Here is a 26,234-nt window from a genome sequence, read left to right on the forward strand (position 1 = left end):
ACCGCTACGCAAGCTTTTTACCTTTCCAGCGCCCGCTTTTAAGGTAGAACCATGCCAGTGAGCCCATGGCAGTCCAGTACACGAACTCCGCACCCCAGGCCCAGTGCAGGGCGCTGCGCATCTGTTCGATCACCACGAAGCAATATACCAGGTATACTGCTACAGACAGTACCTCGATACCCAGGTTCACCCGCGTATTGCCGGTACCCGTTACACCATTGAACACCACGGCGGCCACGGCTGTCAGCAGCATTACAAGGGTACACACATGCATGGAGGGGATGGCATCTGCCATCAGCGTTACATCTGTCGTATAAATCCGCAGCCAGAGGTAGGGGAATATATTGATCAGCACACAGAGTGCGGTAGAACAGATAATGGAAATCACCGTGATCTTACGGATAAGCGGAATCACTTCATTTTCACGCCCCTGACCAATGAGGTTGCTTACCATGGTATTACAGGCGGAGCCCAGTGCCCAGGTGAATATGCCGAACAGGCCGAAGATGCTGCGCATCATATTAGATATAGCCAGCGGCCGCTGCCCCAGGTGCTCGATGAAAATGAAGAATATCAGCCAGCTGCCGATGCTGAAAAGATATTGTACCACCAGCGGGGCGGAAATAATGAGAATGCTCCGGCTCCCTTTCCAGTCGGGCCGCAGGATGCTGAAGAGTTTATACTTTACCTGGAATTTCCCCATGAAAAGAAGTCCCCATGCAGCCACAAACCCTGCAATCTCCGCAAGAATAGAAGCATAGGCCGCACCATTCAGTCCCAGCGCAGGCATGCCCAGCTTACCGAAGATCAGTCCATAGTCGAAAACAATATTGGTTACTTCCTGGAAAAGGGAAATAGTTATCAGCAACCGTGTATTGCCCGTTCCTATATATAAGGAGGTGCAAAGGCGCATGAGCATGAGGAAGGGGAGCCCCCAGATCCGGATGCGCGTGAAGTCGGACGCGGCCTCTACAATATGGGGGTCATGCAGGCTCATCCGGAAAAAGGACGGAGCCAGGGTTTGGGTAACGAGGATGCCGATGACCGACATGCACATGGTGAGCAACAGTCCGTTCATGAAGATGGAGCCCATAGCTCCAATGTTCTGCTCCCCCGTACGGCGGGCAAACATTACCTGCATCCCGTTGGTAAGCCCGTAGGAGATCATATATATTACCAGCGTATAGATCCCAGCTATGCCGTTCACGGCAATGGGGAACTCGCCCAGGTGCCCCAGGAAGGCGGCATTGGTGAGGTGATTGATCTGTGGGAGGATCAGGGAGAGACATATGGGGCCGGCGATATTGATTATCTGCCTGTTGCTAACTTCTACTTGCATATTCCAAACCGTAAAACCCGGCAAAAATAAAGGATTGCCCTGCCGCAGCAAGGGAAATAATGACGAAAACGATTCCTCCGGCCCTGCTGGTTGATATCTTGGGCATGCCCACGGGCGTGGTTCTCAACATTTTTGAGTATTATTGTGCGGAATAACAGACAGACAATGCCCGTGGCATACACCATACAACCCACCTACGCGATAGACGACGCGACGTTGCTGGAAACAGACCTCACCAACTGCACACTGCTGGTGATGATAGGTTCCGGTACATTCAGCTATGCCGTACTGGCGCCCCTGCAGCGCAAGTTCCTGGCCCTGAAGAGCTACAGCTACCAGCCCAGGACCGTTGCCATGGCTGACCTCGAAATGATCGAACAGATCTTCGATGCCGACAGGCTCCTCTTTACCGCATTCAAAAAAGTGCAGCTCGCCTTTTCTTCGGCAGACAATACCCTTGTACCAAGGGAATTTTACCAGCAACAGCTCCGGAAAGATTACCTCCAGGCCGCCCTCCCGCATAAAACGCAGGATGCCGTGCTCACCGATGAAATCACTGAACTGGGTCTGGTAAACGTTTTCTCCGTAGATAAGGATATGCTGGGCTTCCTCCGCAAAGAGTTTTCCTCCGATAATGTGATGCATGCCAATACCGCATTGCTGAAGGCTTACCGCCAGGATCCCGACCATATGGCGCCGGAAGGCATCGCCTATGCCGAGATACAGGCACAGCAATTTACCCTTACCATTTACGCCGGCGGCAAGTTGCTCATGCAGCATCAATATGCGCACCGGGGTGGACTGGACATCGTGTACTATATCGTGAACAGTCTTCGCCAGCTGGGCCTCAGTGAACTAAAGGCACGTATCAAACTTGGCGGGGCGCTCACGAAAGACTCACAGGTGTTCCAGGAGCTGAGCCGCTTTCTGCCACGTATCGAATGGGTGCACCGTCCTGACGGGTTCCTCTACATTCCGAAAATGAATGAAATGGCCGGCCATCAATTCTATAATCTTTACGCCCTGGCGTTATGCGTATAATAGGGGGCGATCTGGGCGGCCGTCGCATACATCCGCCTGCTAATATGCCGCATACCCGGCCCACTACAGACATTGCTAAGGGCGGGCTCTTCAACATCCTCGAAAATAATCTCGACATCCCTTCACTCCGTTGCCTCGAACTGTTCGGCGGTACCGGCAGTATTACGTTTGAACTGGCTTCCAGAGGAGCCACAAACCTTACCGTTGTCGAGAAAGATAATACCATGGCGGGCTTTATCGCCAAAACCGCTGCCCAGCTTGAAATAGCGCCGCAGATCGTGAAGATGGATGCATTCCGTTACCTCCAGCAGGGCGGGGCTCCGTTCGATTTTATCTTCGCCGATCCGCCCTATGAAATGGGTAATATGGAAGAACTTCCCAGGCTCGTATTTGCACAGAATTTATTGAAAGAAGAAGGTTGGTTTGTGCTGGAACATACGCGCAGAAATGATTTCCGCCATTATCCTTATTTCCGTGCAGAGCGGAATTATGGCACAACGATATTCACTATTTTCATCAACCGGGAGGAACTGAAAACCCCTTCCGGCGAATAACGCAAACCATATGCAAAGAATCGCACTCTTCCCTGGTACCTTCGATCCTGTTACTTTGGGGCATACCGATATCATCGACCGTGCTCTTCCTTTATTCGATAAACTCGTTATCGGCATCGGTGTAAATTCCGGTAAAGTGCCCATGTTTACTGTGGAGCAGCGGGTGGACTGGCTGCGCGAGATTTATAAAGACCAGCCTACGGTAGAAGTAACGTCTTATGAAGGGCTGACCGTCAATTTCTGCAAACAGATAGGCGCAAATTTCATTCTCCGCGGTATCCGTTATGTGGCGGATTTTGAATATGAAAAAGCCATTGCAGACATCAACAGGAAAATGGACCACGAAGTAGAAACGATCTTCCTGACCTGCTCTCCCGAGTTCTCCACCATCGCCAGCACCCTCGTGCGCGACGTTATCCGCAATGGCGGTGATGCTGCACAGTTCCTTCCGGAAGCCGTAGCATCCTCCCTGCAATATTCCAAACTATCGTAAATACAATGGCTATGAAACCCATCTGGTTTTCGCTGGATATTTCCCTGGATCAATTGAATGAAAACGGCCGCAATACAATGGGCGCCTGGGTAGGCATGGAGTTTACCGAAATAGGCCCCGATTACCTGCGTGCCATGATGCCGGTAGATCACCGCACGGTGCAGCCTTATGGCCTCCTCCATGGCGGGGCTTCTGCTGCTTTAGCCGAAACCGTTGGCAGCGTGGCTTCTGCACTCATCATAGATCCTGCTAAGCAGATCTGCGTAGGACTGGAAATCAACGCCAACCACGTACGCGGCGTGCGCGAAGGATATGTTCACGCCATCGCCAAGCCCCTGCACATTGGTGCAGCCACCCACGTCTGGGATATCCGTATTACGGACGACCATCATAAACTGGTATGCGTCAGCAGGCTCACGGTAGCCGTACTGCCTAAAAGGAAAGAAGGGGAATAGTTATTTTTCCGCCAGTATATACTGCATTCTCGCTATCACATCATGATGCTGCACGCGAAAACCTGCGCCTGTCAGCATTTCTTTCACCAAACCCGCGCCCATCCGCAGTTTCTGGTAACTGCTGACTTTCTGTATCCACTCGCCGTTCACTTTTTCCAGCAGCTGGTCATATACCCGTACATACCCCGGATAGTATTCCAGGAAACAGGTGTGGATGCGCTGGTCGTCGGCCCGCACAGGTATAAACCGCTGCTCTCCGAACAGCTCTTCTGTAAGATCCCTGAAAGAGAGTGCCAGCCTGCCTCCTGCGGGTAACAGCTCATACCATTTCCCGATAAGGTTCTGCACGGTTTCCACACTGTCAAGATGCGTCAGCGTATCACCCATACAAGTGATCAGTTCCGCTTCTGTAGCGTATTGCGGCACATTTTTCAGATCGGCCAGTACAGTACGGATGGGAAGGCCCTTTGCCCGGGCGTTCAGTTCCGAGAGTAAATGCTGATTGAAGTCTACCGCAAACACGGTGAAGCCCAGTTTAGCGAGGGATACCGACTGCAAACCATGGCCGGCCCCCAGGTCGATGGCGGTTTTATTGCCCTGCGGGAGTACGCCGCGGGAGGAGAACCAGTCTTGCTGCTCCTGCTGCTTCGCTTCAAAGTTGCCCGTCATCCAGGCATAAAAAGCCGCGAGGTGGTTTTCGTAGTGGGATTGAGTGCTCATGATTAGTTAACTGCGTAGCCGGCTTTGGTGAGCACGTCCACAATATTCTGGTAGGAGTAAGGCATGTATTTGGCGATGTTTTCCGGCCTGATCCACTGGATATCCATGATATCTTCCTCGATCTGGGGAACGGTGAGTTCGTTACCGAAAAAGTGCATGCGGTACCAGTAGCTGTGTTTGAGGATGTTTTTGCCTTTGAAGCTGTAGTAGTGCCAGGTTTCAGTAATGGGCTTACCGAGGGTCACGTTTTTGAGGCCGGTTTCTTCCTGAACCTCGCGAAGGGCGCAGTCTTCGAGGGTTTCACCATCGTCCTGCTTGCCTTTGGGAAGGTCCCATTTACCGCGGCGGAACATCAGGAGTATTTCACCGGCATCGTTGGTGATGAGGCCGCCGGCGGCAACCAGTACCTGGAAGTGGCTTTTCACCTGGTTGAGCAGGGCGGCAGCTTCACCCGTGCGGAAAACTACAGCCGGGAGCTGGTTGGTTTCGAGCAGGGTAATGGTTTGCGCCACTTCAGCAGCAGGCGGGTTAAAGAGGGTGGTAGCGCCTGTAAGTTGGGCTGGCAGCGTGTCGTGGAGGCCGGCGATGAGGAGCGGGCGCTCATTAATATATATATGTATCGGTGTTTCCATGGCGCAAAAATAATCCTTTGCATTATTCATCGTACTTTTGCGCCGTTATGAACAATGTCAGCGAAAAACAGGTAGCAGAAAAACTGCTCCAGATACAGGCCGTAAAACTGAGCCCGGGTCAGCCCTTTACATGGGCCTCCGGCTGGAAATCCCCGATTTATTGCGACAACCGTAAGGTGCTGTCTTATCCCTACATCCGGGATTATATTAAGTCAGAACTGAGCAATATGGTGTATGAAACCTGGCCGGAAGCCGCGGTGATCGCAGGCGTAGCCACGGCGGGCATCCCCCATGGTGCGCTGGTGGCGGATCAGCTGAAACTGCCTTTCATTTACGTACGCTCCAAGCCGAAAGAACATGGCATGGGCAACCAGATCGAAGGTGTGTTGCAGCCAGGCCAGCCGGTTGTAGTGGTGGAAGACCTGATCTCTACCGGTAAAAGCAGCCTGGAAGCCGTACAGGCTATCCGCGCCGCTGGTGGCGAAGTGATCGGGATGGTATCGATCTTCAACTATGGTTTCGACATCGCCGTGAAAGCTTTCGAAGCTGCCGGAGTACAATATAAATCTCTCAGCAACTACAACGCCCTGATTGAACTGGCGGTAGAAAAAGGCCAGGTTGGGCCCGATGAACAGGCAACTTTACAAGCCTGGCGTACGGCTCCAGATGTATGGGGGAAATAGGAGATATATTGCGTTGAAATCGTATATTGTGAGAGAATAAAAACTATTCATCCTATGCGTATCATTAAAATGATGCTGGTGCTGATGCTGGCATGTGCTGGTTCTGCGATGGCTCAGGCCAAAAAAGGAACGCTGGTAACAGCGAAGATCAAGGTGCCTACTGTTCAGTGCAACATGTGTAAAGACGCTATCCAGCGGTATTTCCTGAAAGAGGAAGGGGTAAAATCCATGGTTGTGGACGTGAAAAAGAAGGAAGCGACAGTAAAATACTTTACTGACCGTACCAATATCGAAAACATCAAAACTTCCATTGCCAATGTGGGTTATGATGCTGATGATGTAACTGCCAACGTGGATTCTTACAACGACTTACCCAAGTGCTGCAAGAAGCCCGAAGATGGTGGCGGCCCTGTTCAGAAGAAACACTAGTATATTATTATATAGAAAGCTATTACCGCTCCGGCCTGTCCGGGGCGGTTTTTTTATGCCTGATTAGCAGGGTTTTACGCCACGAAAAGCACCTGGAAAGTGGGGTAACTGAAGGGTTAAAGAAGGTTTAAAGAAGGGTTAATGTATATCTAATGTATATAAAAAGGCACTAAACCCTGTCTGGTAAAGGAAAAGCTGGGATTTATATACATTAAGGTATAAGTACTTTAGGTCTGCAGTAACCCTGCTTTAACGAACGGTTTTCTGTACAGAAGCAGCTTTCTATAGTCATAAACACCGGTAGAAGTCTCCCGGAAGAAGCCCTGTTTTACCGGGATATGGTAGGACTGGTTTGTAGGAAACAGGCTGGAAATTATGAAAAAGCCACCCCAAAACACGGTTGAAGTACCCAGGGATTTGACCCCTTGAAGGAGGGGGAACCGTAGTGACCTGACTTAATCCCCCGGCAAACTTATCCCATTATTCAACAGGATATTCCCGGAAACGGAACCCGGATGCTTCCCAAAATTGACCGTAAACAGGTTTGGTTTACCCGGAAAGAAGCAAAACTACCCACTTAAAGGTGCCCATTAATGGTGGCGCAAATACCCCTGTTGTTCGATAATTGCATCAGTTAAAATGGGGCAAAGCAGGAGAGGGTTAGATATAAAAGAGCCGTTTTTTCCTATTGAATAGCTGGCAGATGCCTGATTTTTACCTGGTTCGAAGGTAAAAATGAAGTTGATAATGCCGGATTTTGGAGTCCTGATTGGTCTGATTCGATGCATTATTAACTCTCCTGATTCAGCAAAAGGAAGGATGCAGCTACCCGAAAATCGGTATCGTATTATTGAAATCCGTTCAATTCGTGGTGTTGGAAAGGTCATTATTAAGCAGGATTTTCTTCTTTTCAGGCACTGCTGACCCTAAATTATGATGGCGTAAATGCCCCTGCTGTGCATTTTTGCGTCAATAAAAATGGGGCTAAAGCAGGAGAGGATTAGCTGTAAAAGAGCCAATTTTTCCTCTTAAACACCAGGCCGATGCCTAATTTTTATCCGGTTTGAAGGTAAGAATGAGGTTAAATATCCCCGATTTTGGGGGCCTGATTGGACCAGTTTGATGCATTATTTACCTCCGGATTCAGCAAAATGATAGTTCCGATTACGTGAAAAATCGGGGTCGAATTATTGAAATTCCTCCAAATCGTGGTATTGGGCAGGCCATTTTTAAGCAGGATATTCTTCATTTAAGGCACTGCTGACGCTTACATTGCGATGGCGCAAATGCCCCTGTTGTTTGATTCCAGGTCAAAAAAAGTGAGGTGAAAGGAGGGCATATTCTTGAAATCCCAGGATGCCCAATCCGTGAAAAGTACAATTTGGTGGACCTTCATAAACATGGTAGGTCAGGCTATTTTTTGCTTGCATTCGAACCAGGATTAGCGGTTGAACAGGATAATGAAAAGGCGGAAAAAGTGAAATCCGTCGAGAGATTATCATCAAAAATCGAGGTTGAAAATGAAAATCCGGAGCGATTCCGGCGATTGGAAAGGGCCGGTTTTTTGAAAAATCCGGGTTGATTTTAGGGTGTACTTACATGGAAATTACCCCGCGTCCGGGTCAAATAGAAGATAAATGCTTGCAATTTCCGGCCGCTGAGAATCCGGAAAAGGGGTAAAAATTGGAATGCAGGTACCTGGATTTTGCCCTTAAAACACTAAATACTTTACTCAACTCACGGTTGGGAAAATGAAAAAGCCATCCCGAAAGATGGCTTTAATTATTGTATCCTTTTTCGTCGAGCGACGAAAATCGGTTAAAAAAAGTCGAGTTTCTGTTTGGTTTCGCAGTGGATCGGGAAGGGTAGAAAAACGCCTTTCTTGCCAACTTTGCAATTTCCGGACGCCTTAATCGTAACCTCCTTATTTGCCAGAACGCCGAGCATATTCTTAAAAACGTTCCCCATTTCTACCTGGAGCTTCACCGGAAAATAAAAAGTATCCCTGGCCGGAATGTCTATTAAGGTATCCTGAAAGGAGTGACCAACTTTTGTGTCGTCCAGAAAAACGTCGAATTCGGCATCTTTCAACCGGAGCGAAAAATTGTTGGGATTGTAATAAGCCAGTTCAATTTTGACAGTGCTTTTTGAAAAGCTCATATTCTCCATATCAAAACTGGCGACCCGGATAAACTCGAGGTCCTTCATTTTTCCACATGCGCTGACCCCACCCCAAACCAGGAGGATCATAAAAAACCAGGTTACCTGCTTCATGAACGGCGTTTGAAATTTCCACCAAACCTACGACAATCCCTCTAAATATTAAGTTAAAAACGAGGTTCCCGGAAGGCTGGGAGCAGGCTTTCTATTTAATATTTTACTTTAAGTAAAACGGTCAAAAAATCTGTCATTTTTATCACTAATATCTTTAGTATTTTTGTTGACTTTTAACATTTTGCATGAAATAGCCTTTTGCTAATATTAATAGCATATTTATTTAAATTCTATGACCTGTTAATCAAGAATTTAAAGTGCATTAACAAAAGCTTTTTATTTAATTGTAAGCAGGTATGTTTCATGTAAATCAACAACGGTAAAACTCAATTAGGACAGTATGGCAGAACAGGGCATTAATGGTATTTTATTGATTGAAAATCAATATTTTCCACAAATTAGCTTCTATAAAACTTTAATTAAAAGCGAAAAAGTGTGTTTTGAGCGCATGGAGCACTATCAGAAGGTCAGTTTTCGTAATCGTTGCTACATCGCGGGGCCTAATGGAATGATACTTTTGAGCGTTCCGTTAATGAAGGGAAAAAACCAGCGGACAATTATGAAGGATGTGCGGATCTCCAACGACGAACCCTGGCAGTCCCTCCATTGGAAAACCCTCACTTCGGCTTACCGCCGCTCCCCGTACTTTGAATATTTTGAGCCGGAACTGGAAGCGTTATATGAGAAGAAATTTGAATTTCTGTTCGACTGGAACCTGGCCTGCTTCGATTTTGCCAATGGCGCTTTGGGCATTTCGCCTGTCGTAGAAACCACGGATATATATAATAAGGACTATAGTGCCGATCCAACCGTACTGGATCTGCGCGATAAGATGCATCCCGGGGCAGCCGAAGAACCTGCTGCAGAATACACCCAGGTTTTTGGAGAAAGGACCGGCTTTTTGCCGAACCTTAGCATCCTCGATCTGTTATTTTGTGAAGGGAAAAGGGGATTGGAGCTACTGAAATGATTATGAAGGGGTTGCAGCGGGATCACTAACCAGGTGCCCGGAACCTGTAACAAGGAGGTAATGGCTTGAAATCCGCTTTATATAATGTATGTCAAGTTGTTGAGAAGCAATAAATTGACGTGGTTTTCCCCCTTTCATAAAAAAGATCAGAAATTTTTGGAAATCGATTCGAACAAAATAGTAGATTTGCATCCAATTTTGCTGGGGAACGACTTACGTAGGTGTATAAACCAGAAGTTTCCAGCTCATTTATACTGTAGCATAGATTTTTTGACCTTAGATCATTCACAGACTTAAATGAACAACACCTACACGGACCTCGTTAACCAGACGTTCGAGTTCCCTCAAGAGGGATTCAATGTGAAAGAGAATAACCTGTTTTTTAACGGGTTGGACATGCGGGCGCTGATTGACAAGTATGGAACACCCTTCAAGCTGACCTACCTTCCCAAGATCGGAATGCAGGTAAACAGGGCAAAAAAGATGTTCCAGGATGCGATTAAGAAGAACAAGTACGATGGCAATTATTACTATTGCTACTGTACCAAAAGTTCTCACTTTTCGTTCATTATGGAAGAAACCCTCCGGCACGGGGTACACATCGAAACTTCTTTCGCCTACGACATAGATATTATTAATAAGCTCTATGAACGGAAGAAGATCAACAAGGAAACCTTTGTGATTTGTAACGGGTATAAAACGAAGACTTATACCCGGGCCATCGCCAAGCTTATTAACAGTGGTTTCAAGAATGTGATCCCGGTGCTCGATAACAAGGAGGAGCTGGACGACTATTCCAAATTCGTGCGTACCAAAGACCCCGTAAAACTGGGTATCAGGATCGCAGCAGAAGAAGAGCCGACCTTTGATTTTTACACCTCCCGGCTCGGCATCGCCAAAAGCGACATCCTCGAATATTACGTGGACAAGCTGAAGGGCAATCCGAAGTTCGAGCTGAAGATGCTCCACTTCTTTATGAACAAGGGCATCAAGGATGACATATTTTACTGGAGCCAGTTCAATAAGGTGATGAACCTTTATTGCCAGCTGAAGAAGATCTGTCCTGAACTGGAAAGCATCAACCTCGGCGGTGGGTTCCCCATTAAGCACTCACTCGGGTTCGACTATGATTACGCTTACATCGTAAACGAGATCGTAGCCAACATCAAGAGTGTTTGCAAAAAGAACAAAGTACCGGTACCGGACATCTATACAGAATTCGGTTCCTTCACGGTAGGTGAGAGCGGAGCAGTTGTTTACTCCGTACTCGGCGAAAAAATGCAGAACGACCGTGAAGCATGGTACATGATCGACAGCTCTTTCATTACGACCCTCCCGGACACCTGGGGCATCGGAGAGAAGTTCCTGATGCTACCCATTAACAAATGGGACCAGGAGTATCAGGAAGTCCACCTCGGGGGACTTACCTGTGACGGGTACGACTTCTATACTTCCGAAGAACACATCAATGCCGTGTTCCTTCCGAAGATAGGAAACGGGGAGCCGCTTTATATTGGTTTCTTCCACACGGGAGCCTACCAGGATCAGCTGAGCGGTTATGGCGGTATTAAGCATTGCCTTATCCCGTCTCCCAAACACGTGGTTGTAGGATATGACAAAAACGGACAATTAAAAGACTGGCTATACGCTAAGGAGCAAACCTCCCAAAGCATGCTTAAAATTTTGGGTTATTAAAAATATGGGTTAGTAATCCACTTAAAAACCCCTCGGTTCTCCGAGGGGTTTCGTTTTTTATTATCCCTCCCGGAAATCGACCGCTCGGCCATTTTGAACCCCGCAGTGCCGGTTAGCATTTGTAACTTAATATCCTCTTATCGCCGCTCTTTCCGCCTTTCGATTAAACGGATCGCCATATAATTAAATAGGCTCTCCTGTGGGAGAGCCTATAATTTCATAGGATAGATTGATCCAACATTCATAGCGTTAGGGATGAAATGGAAAATTCATGGCATAAGGTAAAAGGAACATTTCAAGGTATGCGGGAATTGGAACATTATTGGTATAGGTGGCAATAGGTTACGATGTATTTTGCGATGATCAAAAGTATACTCTGTTCTCTCCGTGGCAAATACCATTTAGTTGTATCTTTTAACAACTTTTTTACAATAAATACGTTACAACCCCTTTTTAAACCTCAGATTCTATGTTTCAACAAGCTAAAAAGCGACCTATGCCGTTACGCCCCTTTTTTCTCTTGGTAATTTTATTAATATGTTCTTATCGAGCATCCGCGCAGGATTCAGAGGCTGAATCAGTAAAAAGTGTCATCAGGCAACTGTTTGAGGGCATGAAACGTGGCGACAGCGCGATGGTAAAGGCTGTCTTTGAAGAAGGAGCCATGCTACACACCGCAGTAAAGACCAAAACAGGGGAGATTAAGCTGGCAAAAGAGGCGCTCCAGGGCTTTTTAACAGCTGTAGGTCGCCCTCACACGGACGTGTGGGATGAGCGGATCACCTTCGGGCAGGTTTTGGTCGACGGACCGATGGCCAGCGTCTGGACTCCCTACCAGTTTTTTATCGGGGATAAGTTCAGCCATTGCGGGGTAAACAGCTTTCAGCTGTACAAATCCGAAAAAGGTTGGAAGATTACCTACCTCATCGATACGCGCCGGAAGGATAATTGTCTGTAATTTAATCGGGTTGCCGGCCGTCGAGGTAATGGATGGCCGAGTCACATTGCTTTTCGATCTCGCTGAAGCGGGCATCGACAAGATCTGTATTGCCTTCAAGGAAGTCGTCTTTCCCGGAACGGCTAAGCCCTTTCACCAGCAGGAACTGTTTGATAAGGTTCTGATTGATGAGGGAGGAGAATTCCTGTTGCTTCTGGAGGGTCTGTTCCCGCTCCAGCCGGAAGATGTTACGGAAGTACACGCCCCATACCCGTAATATGATTACAAGGTAAACGAGCATAAGGAAGGGGGTAGCTAAGTAGCGGTCCTTCACCGAATAGGTGGGCGGGAGGTTTACGCGTATCTGGTCCAGCTTCATCCATGCGGCAATCCCCAGGTATAGGAGGAGCAGGGCCATAAGTGAAAGGGACGTGCGCAGACTTACGGCGAAGTAGCCGAGCATACAGGCCATAAGCCAGGGAATGGCATAAATGGGGGATATGTCCATGTCGTTGAGGAACGAGCAGGCCATTGGCGTAAGCAATGTGTTTAGGGCGGCCAGGATGCCAATATGGGGGTGCGGGATCCCTGTACTCATGAGGATGCCGCAACACACGAATATCATGGCGAAGGCGGTGGTAATAACCAGATTCGGTAAGTCGTGCAGGAAGATCAGTGCTGCTATGATGGGTATCAGCAGGAGGGTGTAGGTGAAGATGTAATCGAAAACCATACGAATGCGTGCCTGTTCCCATGCGCAGGCGGATTTGCGTATAAGCTTTCCCGTGACCATTTCGCTGACGGCGTTGTAAATGGCAGAAGACAGAGTGGAAATGCTGCTGTTGTTTGCTGACATAAAGGGTTTTTGCAATAAATAGCTCATACACAAGGTAGTAGGATTCAGTGGGCTGGATATGGTCCTTTCGTGGTAAATTATTGATACAAAATAAGAAGGGCCGCCTTAGACAAGGCAGCCCTCTATATTGTTGTATTTGTTATTTGAATCAAATCACAACAAATCGCAACTATTCCTAACCCTTATGCAACTATAATTTCTTTTACGGTTTCCTGTGCGGCCTCTTTCTTAGGCAGGGTCAGATGCAGGACGCCGTTATCGTATTTCGCGTTGATTTTACCGGCTTCTACTTTTTCGTCCAGCGTAAAGGAGCGGGAGAAGGAGCGGAAGCTGAATTCGCGGCGGATTTGTTTTTCGTTTTCATCTTTAGATTCGGCTTTCTTTTCTGCGCTGATCGTCAGCGTAGGTCCGTCGATTTTTACCTTAAAGTCTTCTTTCGCGAATCCGGGGGCAACTACTTCCAGGGAATAACCATCTTTCGTTTCGCGGATGTTTACCGGAGCGTAAGATGTACCATAGAAATCAGAGGTAGCGAAATCCTTATTCAGGAATTTGCCGTTGATCAGTTCGTCTACGAGACCATGGAAGGTTTTGGCGGGTTGATTAAATTTTACGAGTGTCATAGTGTTATTCCTTTTATGCGTTAAACCATTTATTTTTTTCGGTTACATCCGGTATAGATCAAACGGGATACCAATGCCAGAAATCGGTTAAAACGCCAGTCTTTCAAATGAAATAACGACAAAATGGCAATTAACTGCTGTTTTATCAGACATAATGGCAATAAAAATGAATTAATTGAAGTATCTCGATATATTATTAACTTTGCGGAAAATCATACATATATGTACCCTGCGGAACTCGTGATGCCGATGAAGGCAGAATTAACAGATAATGGATTTCAGGAAATGCTTTCTCCTAACAGCGTGGAAGAAGTATTGAAACAGGAAGGAACTACCCTGGTAGTTATTAATTCAGTATGCGGATGCTCTGCCGGTACTGCCCGTCCGGGTGTACTCATGGCGGTTGCGGCCAGCGAAAAGAAGCCCGACAGACTGGCTACTTCCTTTGCAGGTTTCGACAAAGATGCCGTACAGCAGATCCGTACGCACCTGATGCCTTACCCCCCGTCTTCCCCCTCTATCGCACTTTTTAAGGACGGACAGCTGGTGCACTTTATTGAGCGCCACATGATTGAGGGCCGTTCTGCCCAGATGATTGCAACTAACCTCGTAGCTGCGTTCGACGAGTATTGCTAATCGTTTGCTGATTCCCGTTACATGGTTTTTTATTCCGCGTAATGGGAATTTCATATTTGCAATGTAACTTGGTGGTTTGATTTTCCAACTGACTTAATTCGGCTTTGTTCATAGGAAAATTCAGATCACCATTTTTTTAGCCTATGTATCCTAACTTATTTTACGCGTTCAGGGATCTTTTTGGAATAGAGTGGCCCTGGCTCAAAATAATTCAGACATTCGGTTTCTTCGTGGCGCTGGCTTTTCTGGCTGCTGCTTACGTGCTGACTTCAGAATTGCGCCGCCGCGAAAAGCTCGGTCTTCTCGGTCCTGTCGAGGAAACCATCGTAGAAGGCAAGCCCGCTTCCGTGGGCGATATGCTGCTGAGTGCCCTTATCGGATTTATCCTCGGCTTCAAAATCTTCGGGATCATTGGAAGCGACAGCGATTTCCGTGATTATTTATTATCTGCCCAGGGCAGCGTGATAGGAGGTATTGTCCTCGGCGCTGCAATGGCTTATTATAAATATTATACGAAGAAGAAAACGGCATTGGCTACCCCGAAGCAGGTAAAAGTAAAAGTATGGCCGCATCAGCGTGTGCCCGACTTTACCATTCAGGCAGCAGTAGCCGGCCTGATCGGTGCCAAGATCTTCCATAACCTCGAGAACTGGAGTGAATTCACTGCTGATCCCTGGGGCTCACTCTTTTCCGCCAGCGGACTCACATTTTATGGAGGGCTTATCGTAGCTGCATATGTAATTATACGTTACGCCCGTAGTAAAGAGATTAACTGGAAGCACCTGGTAGACAGTGCTGCTCCTGCGCTTATGCTGGCATACGCGATAGGGCGTATGGGCTGCCAGTTTTCCGGCGACGGGGACTGGGGCATCAATAACAGCGCGTACATCACTAATGCCGCCGGTAAAATTGAGAAGGTAGCCCCTGCACAATACCAGGCAGTAATGCAGCAGGAATCAGCATACTTTATCAGGCATTTTGGCTCTATTGAAGCTGTGCCGCATAAATACTATGCAAAACCTGAAGCGCTCAGCTGGCTGCCCGACTGGTTTGTTGCCTATAATTACCCCCATAACGTGGTGAACGACGGAGTGAAGCTGCCCGCCTGTGAAGGGGAGTATTGCAGTGCACTTCCGGTAGGTGTATTCCCTACGCCATTATATGAGATCATCGTTTGTGGTGCGTTTTTCTTAGTGCTGATGGGCATCCGCCGGAAAGTGACCACTCCCGGTGTTATCTTCGGCATCTACCTCATCCTCAATGGACTGGAAAGGTTTTTCGTGGAAAAGATCCGCGTCAATACCAAGTATGATATTTTCGGGTTCCATCCCACACAGGCTGAACTGATTGCCAGTTTGCTGGTTATCGGCGGCGCCGTGCTGATCTGGTATGCCCGTAAAACCAAACCAGCCGCAAATCCCGCCTGATGCAGCGCCATCCTAATCTTATACCGTTATCACACGAGCATAAAACACTGCTCTTTGTGTGTCGCTACCTGAAGTCAGATGCTGCAGCATATGAAGGCTATCCGCTGGATGCCGCATCCAAAATGCGGTATATGGTAAAAGTGTTCCAGGAAACCATGGTGCCGCATATCCAGAAAGAAGATCATCTTTTTGAGCAATGCAGGGGCCATGTGCCTGAAATCGATACCTATATCGATGAACTCGTGGAAGAGCACCGTATCATTTCCGGGATGTACAGCGCGCTGGTAGACAGTGCGGATGTCGTAGCCGGAATGGACCAGCTGGCCCGGGCACTGGAAGCGCATATCCGGAAAGAGGAGCGGGTCGTATTTGAAAGAATGCAGGAATTATTACCCGATGTAATTGACCGGATCCGGTTGACGGAAGGGTAAAAAAATACTAAAACACCCTTATACCATGAAATCTGTTACCCTGATGGCCGCATTCCTGGCCATTTTTGCGCATGCCAATGCTCAGCTGGATACCAGCGGGCCACGCGTAGCCACAGGCACCGAAACGCAGGAAAGCGAAAGCGTTGAATTATCCGATGCCGAGGTGCAAAAACTGAAAGATTCCATTCATGCCACATTCAAATTCCAGACAGGTAAAGTAACCCTGGAGCACGGCATTGTAATCAATGTTCCCAAAGGTTTCCGCTACCTCGATGCTACCCAAAGCCACCGTGTTCTGGAAGATCTCTGGGAAAATCCCAAATCAGAAACGATGGGGATGCTATTCCCGGAAGACCGTGGTCCTCTCGATGACAATACATGGGCTTTTGATATCAACTTCGAGGAAATGGGGTATGTTAAAGATGAGGATGCTGACAAAATCGACTACGACGACCTGTTGAAAACCATGAAGGAAGAGGCTGTAGAAGCAAATAAAACGCGGGCAGAAGGAGGTTATGAGTCAATAAATATCATCGGTTGGGCAGCCGCTCCTTATTATGATAAAACAACCAAAACACTTCACTGGGCCCGGGAACTGAAGTTTGGGGAATCAGAGCAGCATACCCTGAACTATAATGTACGTATCCTTGGCCGTAAGGGCGTGTTGTCTATGAACGCAATCGGGGCAATGCCGCAATTGGCAGAAATCAAAACTCATATTCCGGCTATTCTGAGCAGTGCCAGTTTCGAAAGCGGGCACGCCTATGCCGACTTCAATCCTGACGTAGATGAGGTTGCCGCCTGGACGGTAGGGGGCCTCGTTGCTGGAAAAGTGCTGGCCAAGGTAGGGTTCTTCGCTATACTCGCGAAATTCGGCAAGTTCATTGTTCTGGGTGTTATTGCCCTTGGTGGTGCTGCTTACAAATGGATCACCGGGCGGAGAAGAAAGGAGGAAGAGGTACAGGCAGAAGAGCAGCCCGAACCGCTGGCAGCAGGTGAGGAGGTGGAAAGTGAAAGCCAGACTAAAGCCTGATAATAGTATTCATACGATATTTTAAAGCATATGGCGCCGGAGGATAATCTTCCGGCGCCGCTTTTTTTTAAAAGTTTGTAACCAAACACCCTAATGATCGTCTTTTTATTGTTACTGCAAACGCATTTGCAGGTTTCCCGAAATTGTTTCCACCAGATTTTACCAATCATCCCAATCTAATGACCACTTGTGTATAATTATGTACTATGCAAAACATACTACCTACCTTAGCACTGTAGTTGTTAAAGAAAGGAACTACATTATCTACAGATCTAAATCTAACTATAATCCGCCTTATATGAAATCGTTTTACAAAATGTTGATCCTGAGTGCCTTTGTGCCTTTTGCCGCTTTGCCGGTAGCTGCACAATCGCAAAATGGAGCTGCCCCCAAAGCACAAATAGCGGGTAAAGTAACCCGTACCAATGAAGCTCCCGCAGAATTTGCTACCGTAACACTCCTTCGCGCAAAAGATTCTTCCCTCGTAAAAGGGGTACTTGCAGATATTTCAGGGAAGTATGCTTTTGATGGCATTTCCGGTGGCCGGTATATTGTATCCGCAGCTAACATGGGTCTTAAAAAAGGATATTCCGCCCCCTTCACGCTAAATGGTTCCGCTGTAAACATGCCGGCCATCATCCTGGCGGAAGATTCCCGTAACCTGAAAGCGGTGGATGTAACCGCCAAAAGGCCCTTCATCGAACAGAAAGCCGATAAAATGGTCGTGAACGTGGAGAACTCCATCGTGTCTGCAGGAGGTACTGCCCTCGAAGTACTCCAGCAATCCCCTGGTATTCAGGTGGATAAAGATGATAACATCTCCATGCGTGGCAAAAACGGTGTTATAATAATGATCGACGGCAAGCCTTCCAACATGTCTGCCCAGGACGTTGCCCAGCTGCTTAAAAACATGCCCAGTTCGAACATAGACCAAATCGAACTGATCGCCAATCCTTCCGCCAAATACGATGCAGCGGGCAACGCCGGGATTATCAATATCAAGCTGAAGAAAAACAGCAACTACGGCGCCAACGGGAGCTTGAACCTGGGTTACATCCAGGGCGAGCTCCCCAAGGCGAACGGAGGTATCAATCTCAATTACCGTAGTAAAAAAGTGAACCTGTATGGTTCTTACAACTATAACTTCAACCGTAACTTCGAATTCCTGCACATCACCCGGGATAATCAGGAAGAGTCTGGCCGGATGGTTTTCGACCAGATTTCGAACATCGATAAAAAATCCCGCTACCATGGAGCTAAAGCAGGTATCGATTACTTCCTCAATTCCAACCACACCATCGGGCTTATGTTTGACATGGGCGATAATAAATGGAAAGGTACAGGTGTAGGCACCACAAAAATTGGTAACGGAGAACGGGTTGATTCTGCCCTGTATTCCAATTCAGATAACAACTCACGCTGGAAACGCCAGTCTTACAACTTTAATTACAAAGGTAAACTGGATACCACGGGCAGGGAACTCAACATTGACCTGGACTATTCCCGTAACACAGAAAGGAACGATAATTTCCTGTATTCCAGCTACCGGGATGCCATTGGTAAAGAAACCTGGCGGGAAGACGTAACACGTGCCAGCCAGCCTTCCATCATCAATATCAAAACTGCCAAACTCGACTACGTACATCCCCTGCGTCATAATGATAAGTTTGAAGCAGGTGTGAAGTTCAGCTGGGTAGATTCTGATAACGATTCCCGGTTCGATAGTCTTCGTAACCATGGCTGGGAATATGATGCCAACCGGTCTAACTACTTCATTTACAAAGAGAACGTAAACGCCGCTTATATCAACTATAACCGGCAGTTTAAGAAACTGGGTATTCAGGCAGGGGTTCGTGCGGAGCAAACCAATGTAACCGGTAATTCCGTGACGAAGAAGGAAGTAAATGATACCAGCTATCTGAACTTCTTTCCCAGTATATTCTTCAGTTACGCCGCACATAAAAACCATCAGTTAGGTCTGTCCTACAGCCGCCGTCTGCAGCGCCCCAGCTACGACGATCTGAATCCCTTTGAATTCTATATTGACCGGTATACTAAAGGCGGTGGTAACCCGCACCTTCGCCCGCAGTATTCCAACAACATCGACTTTACCTGGACATTCAAATCTTTCCTGACCACCGCTATCGGGTACAGCCATACGAAAGACATGCTTTCGCGGGTACTGGAACCGGATGTTGACGAAACTACGGGAGACACTTCCATCGTAGTGTACCGCTACATGAACGTGGCCAGCAAGGATAATGTGAACCTGAATATTTCTGCTCCCTACGAGATCACAAAGTGGTGGAAGAGCTTCACTACGGTATCCGTTTTCTATAACAAGTTTGAAACGGTCGTGAAAGGAGAGGAGATCAACCGGGCTTCCGCTGGTTTCTTCGGGAACACCCAGCAAACATTTACCCTGGGTAAAGGATGGTCTTCGGAAGTGAGCTTCTTCTATGTTTCTCCACAAATAAGCCAGGAAGGCCTGTTCCGGATGAAATCGATGTACGCACTGAACGCCGGGCTGCAAAAGCAGATCCTGAAAAAGAAAGGCACGATCAAGTTGAATGTGAATGACATATTCAGGACGCAGCGCTTCCGCGGTACTTATGAAATGGCTAACCGCGACCTGGGGCTTAGAACGGGCTGGGACAGCCGCCAGGTACGCCTTACCTTCTCCTATCGCTTCGGTAATACTAATGTGAAAGAGGCCAGAAACCGTAAAACGGGTCTGGAAGATGAACTGAACCGGGTGAAATAGGGCTTTTTAAAGATGACCTAATCATGTTTTAGGTATATAAGGATGGAAAGAACGCGGCCCTTCTGGGTCGCGTTCGCTTTTATATGCCGGTGGTTTTCAGTAATTTGAAAAAAAAGTCCCCGGCCTGTGCAACCTTCATGACGCTTCACCGTCTTTTATATGAATTTATACCCTGACAATTTGGAAAATTTGCCTGTAACAGATCAGATCGTGGCCAGATGCCGCATGGGCGACGCCCGTGCGTTTCACGACCTGTATCATGCATATTCCAAAGCCATGTATAATATTTGCCTCCGGATGACCGGGCATTCCGCCGACGCGGAAGACGTACTGCAGGAGGCTTTCGTACAGATCTTTAAAAATTTGGACAAGCTCGCGACCGACAGCAGTCTGACCGCATGGGTCAAACGCATCGTGGTCAACCACTGCCTCAGTTACCTCCGGAAAAAGAAAGTGTATTTCGAGGAAGTGGAAGATCAGGAATGGAAGTCGGAAGACGGGGTGGATGAAAATGAGCATATGCTAACGGTGGCCACTGTTAAGGAGGCAATCGGGCAGCTGCCGGCAGGCTACAGAACAGTGCTGAACCTGTACATTTTCGAAGATTACAGTCACCGCGAAATAGCCGGGTTACTGAATATATCAGAGTCCACCGTGAAAACGCAGTATATGCGGGCTAAGGAGCGTGTCCGTCAGATCGTTCATCTTAAATCGAAAAGGATATGAACCTGGAAGAGTTTATCCGGCAAAACAGGAGCGGATTTGAGGAAGAGGGGCCAGGGCCGGATGTTTGGGCCAGGCTGGAGAAACAGTTGCCACAGCCGCGGAAAGAGAAGGGGAGAGTCGTGCAGATGATGGCAAAGCACTGGTGGAAAGCCGCTATACTCGTGGCCTTGCTCGTAAATGCCGGATTACTGCTCAAGTATATGAATACCAGGCAGGAAGTGGCAGTTGTGATCCCTGAGATCCAGGAAATGGAATCTTATTACTCCGCGCGCATAGAACAGAAAATGGATGAGCTGAAACAGCTCCCCGCCGCTACGGCCGGGCTGGACAGTCTTACCCTCAAAGAGCTGGAACTGCGCAACGATACTTATAAAATGCTGGAAAAGGAACTGGCCGCCAATCCCGGGAACGAGCGCATCCGCGCGGCCATGATCCGGTACTACCAGATGAAACTCGAATTGCTCGACAGGATTCTTGATGAGCATAACAAGTACAGTAATGATTCACCATCAACTCAAAAAGATGTTCTCTAAATTTACAATACTCATTTTTTTACTAAGCCCGGTACTCGCTTTCGCCGCAAAAGGTGATGACGAGCATAAAGTGACCCAGGTAAAGGAGTTTCGTGTAAACGATGCTTCCAGTGTCAATATCAACACCAAGTATGGTAAAGTAACCGTTCACATTTGGAACAACCCGGTATGTAAAGCAAACATCACTATTACCGGTTTCGGTAATGATGCTGAACAGGCCAAAAGAATGACTGAAACAATTAGTATTCAGACGAAAGAGAAGGATGGGGATGTATATATTACAGCAGTATCCGATGCCGCTTCAAAATGGTTCAGTTATAAGAAAGACAATAAGGATTACGTGAATATTGATATGGATATCTATGTGCCTTCTAAACTGAAATCGATCAGTATTCAAAACAATTTTGGTGATGTACTCGCACGCCAGCTGCCTTTTCCCGCATCACTGAAAGTAAACTACGGCTTTATCGATATAGCAGAATCCAGCAGCTCTATATCGCTTAACATTGCTTATACCAACAAGGCCCGGCTGGGTAAAATGAATAAGGTCAACGTGAACGCCGCCTATTCTTCGCTGAATTGTGAAAAGGCAAATGAAGTGATCTTCAAATCCAGCAACGGCACCTATTCCTTCGGAGATATCGGTGAACTGAATTTACAGTCAGCCTACGACGAGTTAAAATTCCGCCGGGTAGGTAGTATGTTGCTGAGGGCGAACTATACCGACATGAAAATGGACGAATTAAGTTCCAGTGCAGAGATCAGTGGTAACTACTGTGATATTAAGATACGCAAAGTGGGCAGGGGCTTTAAGTCGCTCAGTGCCGACATTAACTACACAGATATCCGTTTTGGTGTTCAGTCGGGTACTCCGTTCCGTGCACGAGCCAATGTGAAATATGGAAATTTCAGCGCCTCGGGCTTTGATTTCAAGAACGTTTCCGAACACCGCGAAAAAAGCAGCCTCTCCTATTCCGCCATAACAACCAACGCAAGCGAAGCATCCCCCCTCATTTCGGTGAACGGCAAGTATTGCGACGTGAAAGTTGGTGAGGACTGATTATTTAACCCTGCTAAAAAAAAAAATTCCATGAAAAAAATTGCTGTGCTCTTTGGAGCGGCCCTCTTAACCTTTGCCATGTCTGCTTCCGCCCAGCGGGAAAAAGTATCCGGTAACGGCGTTATGAAAAAAGAATCCCGTTCTGTTTCAGGCACTTTCGAGAATATTGGTGCCTCCGGTAACTTCAATGTTCAGGTTAAACAGGGTAGTGCCACTTCGATCGAGATCGAAGGCGATGAAAACCTGCTACAATATATCGAAGTAAAGCTGAAAGGGGATGATCTTGAGATCCGCTACCGCAGAGATACTGAACTGAGGCCCAGTAAACCGGTAAATGTGTGGATTACAAATCCCCAGATAGCAGAACTGGCCGGCAGTGGCAAAGTTCGCTTTAAATCTGACGGTAAACTCAAAGGCGGAAAGCTGGAAGTGGCCCTCAGTGGCACCGGGGAAGCTGACCTCGATCTTGATTACTCCAGCCTGGAAGTTGCCCTGAGTGGTAATGGTAAGGTGAAACTTAGCGGTAAAACGGAGAAAACGGAAGTGGCTATTTCCGGTTCTGCGGATGTTGATGCCCCATCCATGGCTACAGAGGTAGCTGAAGTGGCTATTTCCGGACAGGGAAATGCTTATATGAATGTTAGTAAAAAATTGGAGATCGCTATTTCCGGCAGTGGAAACGTACGTTACAAGGGTAATGCTACTGTAGAGCAGTCTGTTTCCGGAAAAGGGCGCGTGACGCATGAAAACTGATCCGGCTTTCGTATTTTAGCGGTAAATACCCATGCTGCTTATGAGACTACAGATTTTAACTTTAGCCGGTGTGCTGGCTGGATTTACCTCCATTGCACAGGAAACACCACAGAGTATTGCTAATCCTCCCGCACAGGAGTTTACCGTGATCCGGAATAATGCAACTACTGCCGTGAAGAACCAGGGAATGACCGGTACATGCTGGTGCTTTTCCACGGTGTCGCTCATTGAAAGCCAGTGCATGAAGAACGGAACGGATCTGAAACCCGACCTTTCGGAGATGTTTGTTGTCCGCAACGTTTATCTGATGAAGGCCCGGAACTACGTGAAGCGCCAGGGTGCTGCCCAGTTTGGCGAAGGTGGTCTGGGGCACGATGTGTTGCTGGCAGCCGGAAAGGAAGGCCTGATGCCCGAATCTGTTTACAGTGGCAAATTACCCGGACAAGCATCCTTTGAGCATGGCCAGATGGCCGATACGCTGAAGAAGTTCCTCGATACATTACTGCGCCGCAGGCCGATAGATCCCAAATGGGAGCAAAGGTTTACTGCGCTGATGGATCAGTATATGGGAGCCGCACCGCCTGCAACATTTGAGTATAACGGTAAAACCTATACACCACAGGAATATGCTAAGCAGGTGCTGAAGTTTAATCCGTCGGATTATGTGAGCCTTACTTCTTTTACACACCATCCTTTCTATTCTTCCTTCGTACTGGAACTCCCTGATAACCACGCCAATGGTAGTTTCTTTAATGTATCGCTGGATGAACTGATTGGAGCTACCTGGACTGCAGTGCAAAAGGGATATACGGTGATGTGGGATGCAGATGTAAGCAATAAAGGCTTCGCGCATAAGGGTGGTTATGCCCTCAGTCCGCAATACGACAGTTTGATGGACCGCCAGCGCCCCGATCCTTTTATAAAGGAGGTGAACGCAACGCAGGCTTACCGTCAGGAACTGTTTGAGAAACTGGTAACGCAGGATGATCACCTGATGCATATTACAGGAATAGGGAAGAACCGCGATAACAAACGGTTTTTTATTGTGAAGAATTCCTGGGGTGCCAGCTCTGCATTCAGTGGATATGTATATGTTTCGGAGCCTTACTTTGCAGTTAATACGATCAATGTAATTGTTCCGAAAGCTGCGCTGGATAAGGAACTAATAAAGAAGCTCCATTTGCTTTGATACGAGATACATATAAAATGAAAGGGAAAAAGCAGGATGAAAGTCCTGCTTTTTTATGTTTTGCGGTCAGATAACAGTTCAAGAATCGCCACTTCAAGCGCATCTGCCAGTTGTGACAGGGTGCGTAGTGTGACATTGATCTCACCATTTTCCATTCGGGAAATGTCTGCATTGTCGACATTACATCGTGCAGAGAGCTCGCGTTGGCTGAAGCCTCTTTCCTTTCTGATCCGGCGAAGATTTGTACCGAAAAGGCGCAATATATCAGGGGCCTGGGTTGACATTGTTAATTTGCTTCCAAAAGGTTCAAGATCATCGAATTATTTCTCTTTTCCGCTGGGCAGTGGCCCAGCCGTGGGAAAATAATTTCGACGTGTTACTACAACGCTTGCTGGTGCAGCGTTTGGGAGAATGTGAATGAGGAAGCAATTCAGAAAAAAATCAATGCAGGATATTAAAATCGGTATAGTGTTGTAAGGGGCCGTCAGTAATGTCGAGTCCGGTGACTTTGGAACCGGACGGGCCAATCCGGCACCAGCTGATAAATTCGTCCATCGCTGCCTGGGGACCTTCAGCTGCGATCCATACATGCCCGTCGGGCAGGTTTTTTACTGCACCGGTAAGGCCCATACGGACTGCAACAGAGCGAGCGGTAGCTCTGAAGTAAACGCCTTGTACCATTCCTTTGACTACGATTTCTTTGTGCAACATAACTGCGTGTTCGTTTAATTAGATAACAAAATTGATGCAGGGGTGGTTTTACCCGGCGGCAATTGCAGCCTGTAATTCTCGGAATCCAGATGCTACAATGGTTTGACCGCCGGGGTAGAAGATGAAGAAACTGGCATTGCCGGTTTCAGGATCTTCTACCATGTGAACTTGTATATATTTAGACGGATGAAAGTAAAAGTATTCGGTGACGGGAGGGTCCACGCTTCTGCGCAACAGTTCCAGCTGGAAGCCGGCGCGGCTCAGCCAGGAAAAAACGGTTTGCTCCGGAGTGGTGGTTTTGTTTCCCTGTGTGTATGTCGGTCTTATGTTCACCCATTCCATAACTTTAAATTTACTGGGGAGTATTGAGCAATTTGATGGGTAATTGCCCAACACCTTGAAATTTTTGTTGTTGATACTGTTTCTTTTACGCTAACAATCGCTCCCGGGTTGCCAGTGGTTCATACTGCCGGATGGTTGAAAAGGCGCTGGAATCAATGTGGCTTACAGCTTTGTTGCCGATTCAATCTTGTTGATAATCAACGAGATGAAGTTGGTTGCTATGCCGGGAAATGACTAGTTACAGGCTTCTCTCGTGTACGCACCTGGTCTCGGAAGTGGCAGACCTGATGCATTTGCTTCTAAATGGCCACATTGATCTTCGGGGAGCCGAAACAGGTGGCTGTTCCTGCAAATCGATGCATTAATGCTGTGACCTGTTAAGACAAGGGCAATCCACTCCATTTACCTCCCGCGGTCGAATCGACCTCAGTATTATAGCCTATATGTCCTGTTCCTGCCTGGTGATGCAGTAGCCTTAAAAAGCAAACGCTTTTATCTTCAATACCACCCGGCGATTCGAATACAGCCTCCGGATATAACCGATGTATCCTGTTCCTGTCTGATGATGCAGTTGCCTTCTAAAGCAAAACCTTATCTTCAATTCCTCCGGTGATTCGAATACAGCTTCCGGATATAACCGATGTATCCTGTTCCTGTCTGATGATGCAGTTGCCTTCTAAAGCAAAACCTTATCTTCAATACCTCCGGCGATTCGAATACAGCTTCCGGATATAACCGATGTATCTTGTTCCTGTCTGATGATGCAGTTGCCTTTTAAAGCAAATCTTATCTTCAATACCTCCGGCGATTCGAATACAGCTTCCGGATATAACCGATGTATCTTGTTCCTGTCTGATGATGCAGTTGCCTTTTAAAGCAAATCTTATCTTCAATACCTCCGGCGATTCGAATACAGCTTCCGGATATA

Annotated in this window: 29 protein-coding genes; 19 read left to right on the top strand and 10 right to left on the bottom strand. The window is 47.4% G+C overall.

Annotated elements, in window-relative coordinates; translation table 11 throughout:
* Window positions 1-4: 4 nt before the first annotated feature.
* Window positions 5-1,339, bottom strand: coding sequence for an MATE family efflux transporter (locus DEV76_RS15410; protein WP_109698815.1), 1,335 nt, complete (start codon window positions 1,337-1,339; stop codon window positions 5-7).
* A gap of 165 nt (window positions 1,340-1,504) precedes the next feature.
* Here DEV76_RS15410 and DEV76_RS15415 point away from each other — a divergent pair, with 165 nt between their 5' ends.
* Genes DEV76_RS15415 through DEV76_RS15430 form a run of 4 tightly spaced genes read left to right on the top strand, consistent with a single transcriptional unit; the run spans window position 1,505 to window position 3,882 of the window.
* Entirely contained in the window at window positions 1,505-2,380 is an 876-nt protein-coding gene (locus tag DEV76_RS15415; protein WP_109698816.1) for a DUF3822 family protein, read from the top strand.
* The gene (locus tag DEV76_RS15420; RefSeq protein ID WP_109698817.1) at window positions 2,371-2,934 is read left to right on the top strand and encodes an RsmD family RNA methyltransferase; all 564 of its coding nucleotides are present in this window, start codon (window positions 2,371-2,373) and stop codon (window positions 2,932-2,934) included. The genes DEV76_RS15415 and DEV76_RS15420 overlap by 10 nt, the downstream gene beginning before the upstream one ends.
* A gap of 10 nt (window positions 2,935-2,944) precedes the next feature.
* Window positions 2,945-3,427, top strand: coding sequence for a pantetheine-phosphate adenylyltransferase (coaD, locus tag DEV76_RS15425; protein ID WP_109698818.1), 483 nt, complete (start codon window positions 2,945-2,947; stop codon window positions 3,425-3,427).
* An 11-nt stretch (window positions 3,428-3,438) separates the two neighbouring features.
* A complete protein-coding gene (locus DEV76_RS15430) occupies window positions 3,439-3,882 on the top strand; it encodes a hotdog fold thioesterase (protein ID WP_109699028.1) in 444 nt (147 codons plus the stop codon).
* Here DEV76_RS15430 and DEV76_RS15435 read toward each other — a convergent pair whose 3' ends face one another.
* Entirely contained in the window at window positions 3,883-4,602 is a 720-nt protein-coding gene (locus DEV76_RS15435; protein ID WP_109698819.1) for a class I SAM-dependent methyltransferase, read from the bottom strand.
* A 2-nt stretch (window positions 4,603-4,604) separates the two neighbouring features.
* Window positions 4,605-5,234 (bottom strand): NUDIX hydrolase, encoded by a 630-nt coding sequence (locus tag DEV76_RS15440; RefSeq protein ID WP_157962912.1) that lies wholly within the window; start codon window positions 5,232-5,234, stop codon window positions 4,605-4,607.
* Between the two features lie 47 nt (window positions 5,235-5,281).
* Between DEV76_RS15440 and pyrE the strand changes: the two genes are divergently transcribed.
* Both pyrE and DEV76_RS15450 read left to right on the top strand, forming a co-directional pair.
* Window positions 5,282-5,917 carry an orotate phosphoribosyltransferase gene (gene pyrE, locus DEV76_RS15445; protein WP_109698821.1) on the top strand — a complete coding sequence of 212 codons (636 nt, stop codon included), beginning with the start codon at window positions 5,282-5,284 and terminating at the stop codon, window positions 5,915-5,917.
* 54 nt (window positions 5,918-5,971) lie between these two features.
* Window positions 5,972-6,346: a heavy-metal-associated domain-containing protein gene (locus tag DEV76_RS15450; protein ID WP_109698822.1), complete on the top strand. Its 375-nt coding sequence runs from the start codon at window positions 5,972-5,974 to the stop codon at window positions 6,344-6,346.
* Window positions 6,347-8,164: 1,818 nt separating this feature from the next.
* Here DEV76_RS15450 and DEV76_RS15460 read toward each other — a convergent pair.
* Entirely contained in the window at window positions 8,165-8,620 is a 456-nt protein-coding gene (locus tag DEV76_RS15460) for an LEA type 2 family protein (protein ID WP_109698824.1), read from the bottom strand.
* Between the two features lie 340 nt (window positions 8,621-8,960).
* Between DEV76_RS15460 and DEV76_RS15465 the strand changes: the two genes are divergently transcribed.
* The 3 genes from DEV76_RS15465 to DEV76_RS15480 all read left to right on the top strand — a co-directional run bounded on the left by DEV76_RS15465 (window position 8,961) and on the right by DEV76_RS15480 (window position 12,243).
* Window positions 8,961-9,590, top strand: coding sequence for a WbqC family protein (locus DEV76_RS15465; protein WP_109698825.1), 630 nt, complete (start codon window positions 8,961-8,963; stop codon window positions 9,588-9,590).
* 297 nt (window positions 9,591-9,887) lie between these two features.
* Window positions 9,888-11,285, top strand: a complete 1,398-nt coding sequence (locus tag DEV76_RS15475; protein WP_109698827.1) for a type III PLP-dependent enzyme domain-containing protein — start codon at window positions 9,888-9,890, stop codon at window positions 11,283-11,285.
* Window positions 11,286-11,754: 469 nt separating this feature from the next.
* Window positions 11,755-12,243 carry a nuclear transport factor 2 family protein gene (locus DEV76_RS15480; protein WP_198652085.1) on the top strand — a complete coding sequence of 163 codons (489 nt, stop codon included), beginning with the start codon at window positions 11,755-11,757 and terminating at the stop codon, window positions 12,241-12,243.
* Window position 12,244: 1 nt separating this feature from the next.
* Here DEV76_RS15480 and DEV76_RS15485 read toward each other — a convergent pair whose 3' ends face one another.
* Together DEV76_RS15485 and DEV76_RS15490 are read right to left on the bottom strand one after the other, a co-directional pair.
* Window positions 12,245-13,078 carry a hypothetical protein gene (locus DEV76_RS15485; protein WP_109698828.1) on the bottom strand — a complete coding sequence of 278 codons (834 nt, stop codon included), beginning with the start codon at window positions 13,076-13,078 and terminating at the stop codon, window positions 12,245-12,247.
* A gap of 182 nt (window positions 13,079-13,260) precedes the next feature.
* Window positions 13,261-13,701 (bottom strand): Hsp20/alpha crystallin family protein, encoded by a 441-nt coding sequence (locus DEV76_RS15490; RefSeq protein ID WP_109698829.1) that lies wholly within the window; start codon window positions 13,699-13,701, stop codon window positions 13,261-13,263.
* Between the two features lie 222 nt (window positions 13,702-13,923).
* Here DEV76_RS15490 and DEV76_RS15495 point away from each other — a divergent pair, with 222 nt between their 5' ends.
* The 10 genes from DEV76_RS15495 to DEV76_RS15540 all read left to right on the top strand — a co-directional run bounded on the left by DEV76_RS15495 (window position 13,924) and on the right by DEV76_RS15540 (window position 24,253).
* Complete coding sequence (locus DEV76_RS15495; RefSeq protein WP_109698830.1) at window positions 13,924-14,337, top strand: BrxA/BrxB family bacilliredoxin; 414 nt, start codon at window positions 13,924-13,926, stop codon at window positions 14,335-14,337.
* Window positions 14,338-14,480: 143 nt separating this feature from the next.
* The gene (locus DEV76_RS15500) at window positions 14,481-15,764 is read left to right on the top strand and encodes a prolipoprotein diacylglyceryl transferase (RefSeq protein ID WP_109698831.1); all 1,284 of its coding nucleotides are present in this window, start codon (window positions 14,481-14,483) and stop codon (window positions 15,762-15,764) included.
* Window positions 15,764-16,195, top strand: a complete 432-nt coding sequence (locus DEV76_RS15505) for a hemerythrin domain-containing protein (RefSeq protein ID WP_109698832.1) — start codon at window positions 15,764-15,766, stop codon at window positions 16,193-16,195. Before DEV76_RS15500 ends, DEV76_RS15505 begins: the two co-directional genes overlap by 1 nt.
* A 25-nt stretch (window positions 16,196-16,220) precedes the next feature.
* Window positions 16,221-17,228, top strand: a complete 1,008-nt coding sequence (locus DEV76_RS15510; RefSeq protein WP_109698833.1) for a DUF2167 domain-containing protein — start codon at window positions 16,221-16,223, stop codon at window positions 17,226-17,228.
* 298 nt (window positions 17,229-17,526) lie between these two features.
* The gene (locus tag DEV76_RS15515) at window positions 17,527-19,992 is read left to right on the top strand and encodes a TonB-dependent receptor domain-containing protein (protein ID WP_198652086.1); all 2,466 of its coding nucleotides are present in this window, start codon (window positions 17,527-17,529) and stop codon (window positions 19,990-19,992) included.
* A 180-nt stretch (window positions 19,993-20,172) separates the two neighbouring features.
* Window positions 20,173-20,718, top strand: a complete 546-nt coding sequence (locus DEV76_RS15520; protein WP_157962914.1) for an RNA polymerase sigma factor — start codon at window positions 20,173-20,175, stop codon at window positions 20,716-20,718.
* A complete protein-coding gene (locus DEV76_RS15525; RefSeq protein WP_109698836.1) occupies window positions 20,715-21,251 on the top strand; it encodes an ATP-binding cassette domain-containing protein in 537 nt (178 codons plus the stop codon). Before DEV76_RS15520 ends, DEV76_RS15525 begins: the two co-directional genes overlap by 4 nt.
* Window positions 21,217-22,311, top strand: coding sequence for a hypothetical protein (locus DEV76_RS15530; protein ID WP_157962915.1), 1,095 nt, complete (start codon window positions 21,217-21,219; stop codon window positions 22,309-22,311). Before DEV76_RS15525 ends, DEV76_RS15530 begins: the two co-directional genes overlap by 35 nt.
* Window positions 22,312-22,341: 30 nt before the next feature.
* Complete coding sequence (locus DEV76_RS15535; RefSeq protein WP_109698838.1) at window positions 22,342-23,064, top strand: head GIN domain-containing protein; 723 nt, start codon at window positions 22,342-22,344, stop codon at window positions 23,062-23,064.
* 40 nt (window positions 23,065-23,104) lie between these two features.
* The gene (locus tag DEV76_RS15540) at window positions 23,105-24,253 is read left to right on the top strand and encodes a C1 family peptidase (RefSeq protein ID WP_109699030.1); all 1,149 of its coding nucleotides are present in this window, start codon (window positions 23,105-23,107) and stop codon (window positions 24,251-24,253) included.
* A gap of 53 nt (window positions 24,254-24,306) precedes the next feature.
* Here the strand turns inward: DEV76_RS15540 and DEV76_RS26345 are convergent, their stop codons facing one another.
* The 4 genes from DEV76_RS26345 to DEV76_RS26205 form a co-directional block, all read right to left on the bottom strand.
* A complete protein-coding gene (locus DEV76_RS26345) occupies window positions 24,307-24,537 on the bottom strand; it encodes a helix-turn-helix domain-containing protein (RefSeq protein ID WP_109698839.1) in 231 nt (76 codons plus the stop codon).
* Between the two features lie 157 nt (window positions 24,538-24,694).
* On the bottom strand, window positions 24,695-24,964 hold the full coding sequence (locus DEV76_RS15550) for an acylphosphatase (RefSeq protein ID WP_109698840.1): 270 nt from the start codon (window positions 24,962-24,964) through the stop codon (window positions 24,695-24,697).
* Window positions 24,965-25,012: 48 nt separating this feature from the next.
* Window positions 25,013-25,306, bottom strand: a complete 294-nt coding sequence (locus DEV76_RS15555) for a hypothetical protein (protein WP_109698841.1) — start codon at window positions 25,304-25,306, stop codon at window positions 25,013-25,015.
* A 695-nt stretch (window positions 25,307-26,001) separates the two neighbouring features.
* The coding region (locus DEV76_RS26205) for a hypothetical protein (RefSeq protein WP_232826959.1) at window positions 26,002-26,234 on the bottom strand (233 nt) is incomplete at its 5' end.

The sequence above is a fragment of the Chitinophaga deserti genome (assembly GCF_003149455.1).
GTDB classification, from domain to species: domain Bacteria; phylum Bacteroidota; class Bacteroidia; order Chitinophagales; family Chitinophagaceae; genus Chitinophaga; species Chitinophaga deserti.